Source organism: Kitasatospora sp. NPDC001683, assembly GCF_053596495.1.
On sequence record NZ_JBSFGK010000097.1, the window covers coordinates 16,086 to 28,310 of the forward strand.

General features: G+C 72.6%; 12 protein-coding genes and 1 pseudogene. 8 read left to right on the forward strand and 5 right to left on the reverse strand.

All coding sequences use genetic code 11. The features are described 5' to 3' along the window. Window positions 1–187: 187 nt before the first annotated feature. The 3 genes from ACWCYO_RS33835 (at window position 188) to ACWCYO_RS33845 (ending at window position 2,280) form a co-directional block, all read left to right on the forward strand. Window positions 188–868, forward strand: a complete 681-nt coding sequence (locus ACWCYO_RS33835) for a macro domain-containing protein (protein WP_449786342.1) — start codon at window positions 188–190, stop codon at window positions 866–868. A gap of 112 nt (window positions 869–980) precedes the next feature. After that, entirely contained in the window at window positions 981–1,349 is a 369-nt protein-coding gene (locus tag ACWCYO_RS33840; RefSeq protein ID WP_449786343.1) for a DUF4180 domain-containing protein, read from the forward strand. Window positions 1,350–1,680: 331 nt separating this feature from the next. Next, window positions 1,681–2,280, forward strand: coding sequence for a DUF1349 domain-containing protein (locus ACWCYO_RS33845; RefSeq protein WP_270148952.1), 600 nt, complete (start codon window positions 1,681–1,683; stop codon window positions 2,278–2,280). A 549-nt stretch (window positions 2,281–2,829) separates the two neighbouring features. Here the strand turns inward: ACWCYO_RS33845 and ACWCYO_RS33850 are convergent. Beyond that, on the reverse strand, window positions 2,830–3,879 hold the full coding sequence (locus tag ACWCYO_RS33850; protein WP_449786344.1) for an SUKH-4 family immunity protein: 1,050 nt from the start codon (window positions 3,877–3,879) through the stop codon (window positions 2,830–2,832). 285 nt (window positions 3,880–4,164) lie between these two features. On the opposite strand from ACWCYO_RS33850, the gene ACWCYO_RS33855 reads away from it, so the two are divergent. Both ACWCYO_RS33855 and ACWCYO_RS33860 read left to right on the forward strand, forming a co-directional pair. Continuing rightward, window positions 4,165–4,320 (forward strand): hypothetical protein, encoded by a 156-nt coding sequence (locus ACWCYO_RS33855; protein ID WP_449786345.1) that lies wholly within the window; start codon window positions 4,165–4,167, stop codon window positions 4,318–4,320. 229 nt (window positions 4,321–4,549) lie between these two features. Next, window positions 4,550–7,309, forward strand: a complete 2,760-nt coding sequence (locus tag ACWCYO_RS33860; RefSeq protein ID WP_449786346.1) for a penicillin acylase family protein — start codon at window positions 4,550–4,552, stop codon at window positions 7,307–7,309. Between the two features lie 57 nt (window positions 7,310–7,366). On the opposite strand, the gene ACWCYO_RS33865 is transcribed toward ACWCYO_RS33860, so the two are convergent. Beyond that, window positions 7,367–7,669, reverse strand: coding sequence for a hypothetical protein (locus ACWCYO_RS33865; protein ID WP_449786347.1), 303 nt, complete (start codon window positions 7,667–7,669; stop codon window positions 7,367–7,369). A gap of 178 nt (window positions 7,670–7,847) precedes the next feature. Between ACWCYO_RS33865 and ACWCYO_RS33870 the strand changes: the two genes are divergently transcribed. Then, complete coding sequence (locus tag ACWCYO_RS33870; protein WP_270148944.1) at window positions 7,848–8,411, forward strand: YceI family protein; 564 nt, start codon at window positions 7,848–7,850, stop codon at window positions 8,409–8,411. 86 nt (window positions 8,412–8,497) lie between these two features. After that, a complete protein-coding gene (locus tag ACWCYO_RS33875; protein WP_270148943.1) occupies window positions 8,498–9,715 on the forward strand; it encodes a threonine synthase in 1,218 nt (405 codons plus the stop codon). Window positions 9,716–9,733: 18 nt separating this feature from the next. Here ACWCYO_RS33875 and ACWCYO_RS33880 read toward each other — a convergent pair whose 3' ends face one another. The 3 genes from ACWCYO_RS33880 to ACWCYO_RS33890 all read right to left on the reverse strand — a co-directional run bounded on the left by ACWCYO_RS33880 (window position 9,734) and on the right by ACWCYO_RS33890 (window position 12,043). Further along, a complete protein-coding gene (locus ACWCYO_RS33880) occupies window positions 9,734–10,636 on the reverse strand; it encodes a hypothetical protein (RefSeq protein WP_449786348.1) in 903 nt (300 codons plus the stop codon). A gap of 154 nt (window positions 10,637–10,790) precedes the next feature. Beyond that, complete coding sequence (locus tag ACWCYO_RS33885) at window positions 10,791–11,642, reverse strand: ABC transporter ATP-binding protein (protein ID WP_449786349.1); 852 nt, start codon at window positions 11,640–11,642, stop codon at window positions 10,791–10,793. Further along, entirely contained in the window at window positions 11,639–12,043 is a 405-nt protein-coding gene (locus ACWCYO_RS33890) for a GntR family transcriptional regulator (protein WP_270151385.1), read from the reverse strand. Before ACWCYO_RS33890 ends, ACWCYO_RS33885 begins: the two co-directional genes overlap by 4 nt. A gap of 10 nt (window positions 12,044–12,053) precedes the next feature. Here ACWCYO_RS33890 and ACWCYO_RS33895 point away from each other — a divergent pair. Then, window positions 12,054–12,164 (forward strand): annotated as a pseudogene (locus ACWCYO_RS33895) (carbohydrate-binding protein); the annotation flags it as partial. Window positions 12,165–12,225 lie beyond the last annotated feature (61 nt).

The following is a 12,225-nucleotide window of genomic DNA, read 5'->3' on the forward strand; positions in this document are numbered from 1 at the left end:
TGGTACTCCGGCTGGATCGGCTCTACAACAACTGATTGACCGTCAGCTCGCTGGCGGACAGCACATTCCTAACAGCCGGGACTGACAATCCGGGGCTGCCGGTCGGCGGCGGACGGATTGTCAGTGGGTCGCGCTAGCGTCGTGGTCGACAGCGGGAAACAGCTCGACGAACTACAGGAGTGACAGCATGACGACGGACCGCGCGCAGTCCCCGCTCAGGGTGGTGCTGACGGACCTCAACGCGACGGTGGTCGAGTCGTGGCGGGCGGCCTTCGCCGACGTCCCCGACGTCGAGATCCGGCACGGCTCCATCCTCGCCGAGCAGGTCGACGCCTGGGTCAGCCCCACCAACTCCCGCGGCCGGATGGACGGCGGGACGGACGCGGCGATCAAGCGGCACCTGGGGGCCGGCATCCAGCTGAAGGTGCAGCGGGCGATCCGCGACCGGTACGCGGGCACGCTGCCGGTGGGCAGCGCCGTCTGCGTGCCGTCCGGAGCGGTCAACCCGAAGTTCCTGATATCGGCGCCCACGATGCAGACCTCCTCGCAGAACGTGAGCGAGACCCTCAACGTGGCCCTGGCCTGCGCGGCCGCCTTCCAGGCCGTCCACCGGCAGAACCGGCTGGCGCCGGGCAGCATCCGCTCGGTGGCGCTGGTCGGCATGGGCGCCCAGACCGGGCGGGTGCCGGCCCGGGTCTGCGCCAACCTGATGTGGACGGGCTACACCCTCTTCAACGACCACCACTTCGAGGACGACGACGACCTGCGCGCGACCGTCCTGGCCCAGCTGGAGGACATCGAGCAGGCGGCCCCCACCACCCGGGTGCGCATCGCGGCACCGGCGGGCCGCGGCCGGTCCGGCAAGTAGCCACCACAAGCGGTAAATCGTTTCCGAACCACCCTCCGTCCGGCCTAGATTGGGGCCCGTACCCGGGTGATCACATCCGGCTCAGCGGGCCCGACCGGCAGGAGAGAGCGCCATGGCAGACACAGTGCAGGAACTGAGCGGGGTGCAGGTGCTCGTGTGCGACCCCGCCGGGCCCACGATCACCACCGTGCAGGACGCACTGGACCTCATCGGCGCGACGTACGACGGCGCCGAGCTGGTCGCCGTGCCCGCCGACCGGCTGGACGACTCGTTCTTCGCGCTGAGCACCGGGTTCGCCGGCGAGGTGATGCAGAAGTTCGTCAACTACCACGTCCGGCTGGCCGTCCTCGGCGACATCTCCCGCCATCTGAAGGCCAGTTCGGCGCTGCGCTCGCTCGTCCTCGAGTCGAACCGGGGCTCCCACATCTGGTTCCTCCCGGACACCGACGCCCTCGCGGCCCGGCTGGCGCCCACCGCCTGACCTCGCTGCGAACTGCGAACCGCGCGCCGCGCCGGTCCCACCGGCGCGGCGCGGGGCCTTTCTCCACCGCCCCGGCGCCGCTGCGCTCGGGCGCGGCCGCGGCCATCGCCTCGGCCAGCGCCTCCTCCTGGAGCCCGCCCGCTGGGTCAGCGGCACCTTCCCGCTGGCCGACGCCGCCCGCGCGGTCGAGGCGCTGGAGCGCAAGGAGGGCAACCCGATCCGCCTGGTCCTCAAGCCCTGACCTGGTCGGCGTTTGCCGCCCGGGCCAGTGATTGGATGTCCTTCCAGTTATTTCAGCAACTTTCAGGAAGCTAACCGAGAGGACGTCCGCATGCACCACCCGCCCCGCGACATCCCCTGGCACGAGGGCAGCTGGCTCAACGAACCGGAGCACGTACGGACTGACGGCGCCGACCTCCTGGTCACCGCCCGCGACCGCACCGACTTCTGGCGCACCACCAGCTACGGCTTCGTCCGCGACGACGGGCACGCGCTGCTCACCGGCTTCCCGCCGGGCAGCGCCTCCGAGGTCACCTTCCTCGCGGACTTCACTGCCCTCTACGACCAAGCCGGCCTGCTGATCCGGGTCGACCCCAGCACCTGGATCAAAGCCGGAGTCGAGATGAGCGACGGCCTCCCGCACGTCGGCGCGGTGGTCACCCACGGCGTCTCCGACTGGTCGCTCGCGCCCGTCCCCGACTGGCACGGCCGCCCGGTCACCATCCGCGCCAGCCGCACCGGCGACGCCGTGACCATCCGCGCCCGCTGCGAGGACGGCCCCTGGCGCCTCGTCCGCCTCGCGCCGCTCGCCCCGGACGCCACCGCCACGGCCGGCCCGTTCTGCTGCTCCCCGGAACGCGCCGGCCTCCAGGTCCGCTTCACCCGCCACACCCAGGGCCCCGCGGACCCTGCCCTGCACCTGCCCGACTGAGCCGAGCACGGCACCGGGGGTCGGCAGCCCTGTTCTCGACTGCCGACCCCCGAAGTGTGCTCGGCTCCCAGGAATCCGACCCCGGGAGCCGTTTGATGAACAGTCCCCTCCACCTCGGCATCGACGCCGGCGGCAGCCACACCCGCGCGGTGCTCCTCTCCGCCACGGGAGCAGTCCTCGGTCGCGGCGAAGGCCCCGGCGCCAACCCGCCGCCGCAGAATCCGGCCCCCGGGCCGGGGCACTGCCAGTCGGCCGCATCGATCGCATTGCCCGCCAGGTCACTGAGGTGGAAGCAAGGGCCGTTGGCCCACACCGTGACCGGATCCCGCCGACTGTCGACCTGGAAGGGCTCGTCCCGGCGCAGCGTTCCGGACCAGCAACCGTCGTCCGTCGGCGAGTGAGTGACAAATGACGCGGGTCTGACTCGGCAGGATCTGGTAGGCCTCGGCCCACGGCTCCACGATCAGTTCCAGCGGCGCGTCACCGTCGTTCCCGACCAGCAGCCGCGCGGTTCGGCCAGCGAACACCTTCAGGTCGCCACTCGCTCCGTCACTCCAGCAAACCGCCCATGTGCCCGTCGTCGACCCGTATCGGCCAGAAGTGGCTCTCGCTGGCGAACGCCTCCGGATCGAGTGCGCGCATGACACCCTCGGCCACGCTGTCGAGGAGTTCGGACGGCTCGAACACCGACCACGGCCCCGGCGTCCGCGGGTGTTCCGCCTCGCGCCGAGCCGCACGAAGGCGCTCGAACGTCCAGAGCGTGTACAGCAGGGCGGACAGGTCGCGGTGCAGGTAGGCCGCCGGCTCGCCGTCGTCCCACCAGTCCGGGAGTTCGACCCGACCGGTGGCACCGTCGAGCGCGACCACGAAGTCGTACATCCATCCGCCGACGAGCAGGAAGTCAGCCTGGTGCGGACGGGTCGACGACTCGTCCTCGTCGTCCTCGCCGTCCGGGTCGTAGTTCTCCGGGAAGCCCTCCGCCAGCGTGCGCAGCGGCCCCTCGGCATCGACACTGAGCACGCACCGGTCGGAGACCGGCAGGCCGATCTCGGTGAGCAGGCGGCGGGTCGGACCGTGGCTGAGACCCGCGGGCAGCTCGGCCTCCTCGAACCGCCGGACGCTACCCTCCCCCGCCAACGTCGCCAGGTCCTCGACCAGGACCGGCGTGACGGCGTACGCCAGCTCCTCCGGGCCCCCGGCCCCAGCACCCCAGGCGAGGGCACGGATCGTCAGCGCCGTCTCCCAGTGCCCGGGCCGGTCGTCCGTCCGCCGGAACAGCTCCGGGTCGGCCTCACGCAGCCGTTGCCGCACGGCCCGTTCGACCTCGGCGACGGCCGCCACACCGTACGATGCCTTCCCGCCGACCGCCTCGATCTCGGCTGCCAGCGCGATCAGGCACTCCGGACTGCTGGCCAACAGATCCCGCTGCAGCACGTCATCACTGTCCGGCCGGGCCAGGAACACCTCACCGCTCACACCGTCCAGCAGCACCGTGACCGGCCCCTCGAAGGCCTCGTACTGTGCCTCCCCCAGCACGTACAACCCCTCGACGCCGCCCTTCACCCCCTGCCGCTCGTACCAGGACGCGGCCGACTGCACCGGCTCCTCCCCCGAAGCCTCCAAGTCCAGGTACGCCCGCGACCAGCACAACTCCCCAGCCGCGAGCAGTTCCCGACTGACCCCGTGCGTGATTCCCTCCGGCACCGCCCGAAGCCGGCCCGCCTCCACCCCAGTCCCCGTCACCACACGCCCCCTGCCCCGCCGACTCACGACGGACGATCTCCACCGACGCGAGTGACCCTAGCCGACCTCACTGACAGTGAGAGTCGACCACCACCCACACGACAAGGCCGGACGCGCCGGTCACACGCCACGATCCGGCCCATGGCGTTCAACGACCGGGCGCAGCCACCATTGGTGGTGCCACACGATGATGTCCGACGGACACCGGCCGGGGTCGACGCGGTGTCCGGCAGCGACGTGGAGAAGGCTGCCGAGATCCGCCGGCGGGCCCTCGCACTGGCGGGTTCCGGGGGCTGAACAAACAGCCGCATCGTGGTTCAACTCGGGTACACCGCAGGCGAACTGGCATGCGCGCCACTAGCCAACCGGCCAGTAGCGCCCCTACCGTCGACTCCCCGTGGCTTCGACGGAGGAGCTCGCCTTGCGCCTACGCCCCCACCCCCTCCGACTCCCGACTCGATCCGGCCGATCCACCCGACGCAGCCGGTTGCCGGCGGCGGCCGCCGCCCTTGCGACGGCCCTGTTCGTGACCGCCGCCCTGACCGCCCCGGCGGCCGCGACCGCGGCCGCTACCACGACCGCCGCCGCCCCCGACTACTGCGGCGGCCGCTGCACCGACATCCTCCCGCCCGGCGAGAACGGCAACGCCACGCTCGCCGAGATCCTGCTCAACCGGATGTTCGGCACTCGCCCCGCGCACACCGGTGACCAGCTCGGCCCGTACGCCGCCCTCGCCTCCGGTTATCCCGGGCTCACCGAGGCCGGGTTGCGCGGTTTCTTCAACGACGCGTCCTTCGGCGTGCCCGCCGACCAGGTGGCCAGCACCGCCAGTCCGCGCCCGGACGTGACGATCGTGCGCGACAAGGCCACCGGCGTCCCGCACATCACCGGCACCACCCGGTACGGCACCGAGTTCGGCGCGGGATACGCGGCCGCGCAGGACCGGCTCTGGGTGATGGACCTGTTCCGGCACGTCGGCCGCGGCCAGCTGTCCGGCTTCGCGGGTGGCGCGGCGGCCAACCGGCAGCTGGAGCAGAGCTTCTGGCAGGCCGCGCCGTACACCGAGGCCGAGTTGCAGCAGCAGATCGACGCGCTCGCCGCCCGCGGCGGCCGGGCCACCCAGGCGCTCGCCGACGCCAACGCCTACCTGGACGGCATCAACCAGTACGTCACCGAGGCGTACAACGGCCGGACCTTCCCCGGCGAGTACGACCTGACCGGGCACATCGACCCGATCACCAACGCCGGTTCGATCGAGCCGTTCAAGCTGACCGACCTGGTCGCCCTGGCCTCGGTGATCGGCGCGCTCTTCGGCTCCGGCGGTGGCGGAGAACTCGCCTCCGCCCAGGTCAAGTCGGCGGCCGAGGCCCGGTACGGCAAGGACGCCGGGGACGCGGTGTGGCGGTCGCTGCGCGAGGCCGACGACCCGGAGGCCGTGCGTACTCTGCACGACGGGCAGAGCTTCCCGTACGCGACCGTGCCCGACGACCCGCAGGGCCAGGCACTGCCCGACCCCGGCTCGGTGGTGCCCGAGCGGATGGTCTACGACGCCACCGGCTCCGCGAACACCGCGACCACCACGACCACCGCGAGCACGCAGGCCGACGGCATCCTGCCCGGTAACCTGCTCACCGCCAAGCACGGCATGTCCAACGCCCTGCTGGTCTCCGGCGCGCACACCGACGACGGCCACCCGGTCGCCGTGTTCGGCCCGCAAACCGGCTACTTCGCCCCGCAGTTGCTGATGCTGGAGGAGCTCCAGGGCCCGGGGATCAGCGCCCGCGGCGCGGCCTTCGCCGGCCTGAGCTTCTACGTGCAGCTCGGCCGCGGCCAGGACTACGCCTGGAGCGCCACCTCGGCCGGGCAGGACATCACCGACACCTATGCCGTCCCGCTCTGCACCACCGACGGCTCGCCGGTCACGACTGCCGCCAACTCCTACCTCTGGCACGGCAGTTGCCTACCCTTCGACCGGCTGGAACGCAAGGACGCGTGGAGTCCGACCACCGCCGACTCCACCCCGGCCGGCTCGTACACCCTGGTGATGTACCGCTCCGACTACGGTCTGGTGACGGCCCGCGGCACCGTCGGTGGCACGCCCGTCGCCTTCACCTCGCTGCGCTCCACCTACCGCCACGAGGCCGATTCCATCATCGGTTTCCAGGAGTTGAACGACCCCGGCGCGGTGCACGACGCGCCGAGCTTCCAGCGGGCCGCGCAGGACATCAACTACACCTTCAACTGGTTCTACGCCGACTCCCGCGACATCGCCTACTACAACTCCGGCAGCAACCCGGTGCGCGCCCCCGGCGTCGACCCCGGACTTCCCGTCCTCGCCCAACCAGCGTACGAATGGGCCGACTTCGACCCCGCCACCAACACCGCCCGGTACACCCCGCCGGCCGAGCACCCGCAGTCCGTGAACCAGGACTACTACATCTCCTGGAACAACAAGCAGGCGGGCGGCTACACCGCCGCGGGCTTCGGCAACGGCTCGGTGCACCGCGCCAACCTGCTCGACGACCGGGTCAAGGCACTGCTGCAGGGCGGCGGCAAGGTGAGCCGGGTCTCGCTCACCCAGGCCATGGAGGGCGCCGCCGTGGCCGACCTGCGGGCCGAGGACGTCCTGCCCGACCTGATCCGGGTGCTGCGCAGCGCCCCGGTCACCGACCCGACCGCCGCCGCCGCGCTCCAGCAGTTGGAGGCCTGGCTCGCCGACGGCGGCCAGCGGAAGGAGACTTCACCCGGCAGCCACGACTACGCGGACGCGACCGCGATCCGGGTGCTGGACGCCTGGTGGCCGCTGCTCGCCGATGGCGTCATGCGGCCCGGACTCGGCGACCAGCTGTTCACCGCCCTGACCGGCGCGCTGCAGATCAACGAGTCGCCCTCCGGCGGACAGACCGGTGCCACCGGCGGCGGCACGGTCAGCGCCAACGAGTCGATCCCGCACAAGGGTTCGGCCTTCCAGTACGGCTGGTGGAGCTACCTGGACAAGGACCTCCGGTCGGTCCTCGGCGACCCGGTCGCCGGACCGCTGGCCCGCCCCTTCTGCGGCGGGGGCGACCTCATGGCCTGCCGGAACGTCCTGCTCACCACCCTGGGCCAGGCCGCCGCCCAGACCCCCGCCCAGGTCTACCCGGGCGACGCGGACTGCGCGGCGGGCGACCAGTGGTGCGCCGACACCATCATCCAGCGCCCGCTGGGCGGGGTGACGGACGACAAGACCACCTGGCAGAACCGGCCGACCTACCAACAGGTGGTGCAGTTCTCCAGCCACCGGTGAGCGACCGATGAGAGCGCCGGTGCCCCCTACCCCGGAGGGAGGGGGCACCGGCAGCCGTCAGCGGGCGCGCCTGGTGATGTCCTTCTCGTCACCAGCCAGATTGCGCGCCTCGCGGCGCAGCCGGTCGCGGGCCAAGGTGTAGGTCTTGCGGGTGTCTGGAGTGGTTATCCGCTCTGAGATCGCTTCGGCCAGCTCCGCCGCGCTCTCCACCAGCGCGGCGAGCGCCCTCGCCAGCGCCGCCTCCTCGGCAGTCGGAACGGGCTCCCGCCCCCTCTCCCGCGCCTTCGGCAGCGCGTTCTCCCGCAGCTGCCGCCGCGCCTCGTCGACCGCGTCGACCATCGCCCGTATCCCGCTGTCCATCCCGCCTCCAGTCCCGTACGACTCCCGATGTCCCTTCCCCGCCCGGCCACCCTCACCACACCCGACGGACGGCGCAATCCGACGCGCCCCGGCGCGGCACAGCACCTAGCGTGGTCCGGGGACCGCCCGGGGCGCGCCCGGGCCGGGGCACGAGACCCGCCACAGGAGGACTCCGACCATGACCGCCGACCTCTCCGAGCTCACCGGGGACTACGTCCTCGACCCCCTCCACACCCGGATCGGCTTCGTCGCCCGGCACGCCATGGTGACCAAGGTCCGCGGCGCCTTCCACGAGTTCGAGGGCACCGCCCACCTGGACGGCAGCGACCCGAGCCGTTGCACCGCCCGGCTCACGATCCAGGCCGGGAGCATCGACACCGGCGTCGCCCAGCGGGACCAGCACCTGCGCACCAACGACTTCCTGGACGTCCCCAACTTCCCGACCATCACCTTCGTCGCCACGGCGGTCGAGCCGCGCGGGGACGGCGAGTACCGGGTCACCGGGGACCTCACCATCAAGGAGACCACCCGCCCGGTGTCGATCGACTTCGAGTACACCGGCAACGCCGTCGACCCCCAGGGCAACCTGCGCGTCGGGCTGGAGGGCTCGGTCACGATCAACCGCAAGGACTTCGGGGTGACCTGGAACGCGGCGCTGGAGGGTGGCGGCGTCCTGGTCGGCGAGAAGGTCGTCCTGGAGTTCGACGTCTCGGCCGTCCGCCGGAACGGGCAGACCCAGTAGCAGCCCGACAGCACCACGACCGCCGGCCGGAACCGAGGATTCGAAAACCCGTCATGTAGCACCTGAAACCCGTTTAGGCTGCTTACATGGCAATCGACGACTCCCTCGCAACCGGCCAGCGCTCGCTCGGCGACCCCGCCCACGACTACCCCCTCTGGCCCCCGCTGACCTCGGGTTGCCCGCGCACCAGCACGGAGGACGTCTCCTACCCGGTCGAGGTCGACTACGCCTACGACAAGGCCGACCCGGCCGCGCTCTTCTCCCCCGTGCGGGCCCGCGGCGGCCTGGAGCGGTGGGCGCCGCTGCTGCCGCCGCTGCCGGCGCCCGGGCTCGGCGAGGGGGCCACCCCGCTGGTCGAGATCGAGCCGGGCGTGTACGTCAAGGACGAGTCCCGCAACCCGACCTGGAGCCACAAGGACCGGCTGAACCGCTGCACCACCAGCGCCGCCGTCGGCGTCGGCGCGCCCGGCATCGCGGTGGCGTCCTCCGGCAACCACGGTGCCTCGGCGGCCGCCTACGCCGCCCGTGCGGGGCTGCCCTGCGTGGTGTTCACCGGCCCGGACACACCGCCCGCCGTGGACGCCTTCCTCAACGCCTACGGCGCCGTGGTGCTGCCCGTCCCGTGGGAGGCCCGCTGGCCGCTGCTGCGCCTGGTGGTCGAGCGGCTCGGCCTGCACCCGGTCAGCAACCTGACCACCACCCACACCGGGCACGCGTACGGGCCCGAGGGCTACAAGACCGTCGCGTACGAGATCTTCCAGGACGTCGGCGTGCCGAGCGCGGTGTTCGTCCCGACCGGGTACGGCGAGCTGCTCTTCGGGGTCTGGAAGGGCTTCGAGGAGCTGCGCCGGCTGGGCCTCGCCGACCGGGTGCCACGGGTGTTCGCCTGCGAGTCGGCGGCCTCCGGGGCGCTGCACCGGGCGTTCGCCGAGGGCGCGCCGGCCGCGCACGTGACGGTCGGCGCGAGCGAGGCGTACTCGATCGCCTCGCCGGTCAGCGGCTACCGGGGCGTGCTGGCGGTGCGCGCGAGCGGCGGCCGGGCGCTGCTCGTGGACGACCGTCAACTCGCCGACGCCCAGGGCGAACTGGCCCGGGCCGGACTGTGGACCGAGCTGTCGGCCGCGGCCGGACTGGCCGGGCTGCGCAGCCTCGGCGGACAGGCGCCGGAGGACGGCCCGGTGGTGTGCGTCTCCACCTCCAGCGGCTTCAAGGACAAGGGCATGGGCACCCACCGGACCGCCCCGGCCACCCCGACCTGGGAGGAGGTCGAGCGCCGGCTGCGCGCGGCCGGGATCGCCGGCTGACCCCGGCTCGGACACGCCTTACGCCGAGGCCCGCGCCCGCCGCACCAGCCACCAGGCGACCGCGAACGACACCACGAACACCGTGAGGTTCATCCCGTTCTCGATCAGGTGGAACGTCCCCAGCCGCCCCGCCGACTGGTAGCTCTGCTGGATGCCGACCAGCCCCTGCTGCTTGAGGCAGGAGACGAAGGCGTCGCCCCGCCCCTCCGGGATGCTGCCGCAGTACTGCGTCATCACGTCGCCGTACGCGTGGACGTTTCCGGCCGCGTCCACGAACGGCGACTTGCCGCCGTCCAGCAGGAGTTCGTTGGGCACCGCCGCGTACGGGTCGCCGCTGCGGTCCGGGCCGAGCGGGAGCACCCGGGTGAGCGGCTCCAGGAGGTGCGGCCGCACCTGCTCCATCAGCGTGGTGCGCGCCCCGAAGGCGCCGAGCACCACCGCGAAGGCGGGCAGCAGCCGGCGCAGCCCCGCGCCGACCGCCACGCCGAGCATCCCCCAGGCGAGGCCGAGCGTGAGCGGCATCCAGCCGCCGGCCTGGTACAGCGTCCCCTCGAACAGGCTGCGCCGGTCGGCGAGGTGGACGAGCCGGGCGACGTGCAGGCTCTCCGCGGAGAGCGCCGCGGAGAGCACGACCACGAAGGTGCCGAGCACGGCGAGCTTGCCGAGCAGCCAGCGCTGCGGGCTGATGTCCTGGGACCAGGCGAGCAGCAGGGTGCGGTGCTCGTACTCCTTGGCCAGCAGCGGCACCCCGAGGAAGGTGCCGATCATCGCCGGCAGGAAGGTCACCGAGTTGAGCTGGTAGCCGGCGATGTCGGCGGCGTCCCTGATCCGGGCGAGCCGGTCGTCGGCGACGGCCTTGGCGCAGTCCGGCCCGTGGCACAGGTCGAGCGCGCTCTGCAGCTCGGCGGCGTTGACGGCCATCCAGACCAGGATGACGACGGTGACGGCGGTGAAGGAGATCAGCTGGGCCCGGTGCTGGCGCCAGGTGAGCCAGACGATGCCGCGCCAGAGGTTCCCCGGGCGGCGGGTGCGGGCCGGGTGTCGGCGGCCGGCGCCGGGGTGGTGGTGGGTGCGCTCAAAGTCCGGTCTCCCCGAGTGAGGTCTTGAGGTAGGCGAGGACGATGTCCTCGAGGGTGACGGGGTGTGCCGTCCAGCGGGGGGCGTCGAGCGGGGTGGCCGCGCCGAGCAGGCCGCGCACCACGAAGGTGGACTGCCGGGCGGTGTGGGTCTGGTGGACGACCTCCCCGTCGACCGGCGGCCGCTCGGAGCGCGGGCCGGTCAGCCGCAGGTGCTGGGCGAGCAGGTCGTCGGCGTCGCCGTCCAGGATGTTGCGGCCGTGCGACAGCAGCAGCAGGTGGTCGCCCACGCCGGCGAGTTCGGCCACCACGTGGGTGGAGAGCAGCACGGTCATCCCGGTCTCGGCGACCTCGCCGAGCAGTTCGCCGGTGACGGCCTTGCGGGCGACCGGGTCGAGGTTGGCCAGCGGCTCGTCCAGCAGGAGCAGCGAGGGGCAGGCGCCGAGCGCGACGGCGAGGGCCACCTGGGCCTGCTGGCCGCCGGAGAGCTTGTCGCAGCGCCGGTCGAGCGGGATGCCGAACCGCTCCAGCCAGCCGAGCGCGCGCCGCTGGTCCCAGACGTGGTTGGCGTGCCGGCCGAAGTCCAGCATGTCGGCGACGCTGAAGGTGCGGTAGAGCGGCTTGTCCTGGGATAGCAGCACGACCCGGCCGCCGGTCCGGTACTCCCCGGCGGTGGGGCGGACCATGCCGCTGACGATCCCCATCAGGGTCGACTTCCCGGCGCCGTTCGCTCCGACCAGGGCGATCACGCCGCCGGCCGGGAGGGTGAAGCTGCAGTCGTCCAGGGCGGTGACGCCGCGGTACTTCTTGGTCAGCCCGCGCACCGTGAGCGCCGGCTCGGTGACGATCACGCCTCGGCTCCGTGCCACTGGCCGCGGTGGGCGGCGGCCGGCTCCTCGGCGAGCACCGCGGTGACCAGGGCCTTGACGTCCTCGTCCTCGAGCCCGGCCTGTCGGGCCTCGCCGACCCAGCGGGAGAGCCCGGTGCGCAGCCGTGCCATGTCGTGCGGTTCGACGGCGCCGAGCGAGCCGGTGACGAAGGTGCCGGAGCCCTGCCGGGCCTCGACCAGGCCTACGTGCTCGAGTTCGCGGTAGGCCTTGAGCACGGTGTTGGCGTTGACCGTGCAGGAGACGACGACGTCCCGCACCGCCGGGAGGCGGTCGCCGGGCTTGAGCACGCCCAGCCTGAGCGCCTCCCGCACCTGGCGGACGAGCTGCGCGTAGGGCGCGAGGCGTTCCCGCAGGCCGCGCAGTCCCTACCAGGCCGGCGGCATCGTCACCTACAACGGCGTCAGCTACCGCTGCGTCCTGGCCCGCACCGCCCAGGTCGGCTGGGAGCCGCCGATCGTCCCGGCCCTGTGGGAGGCGGTGTGACGCACGTCCTCTGACGGTACGAGCCGCTGCGCCGCGGGGCCGGGGGGGGGGCGGGCCGCGG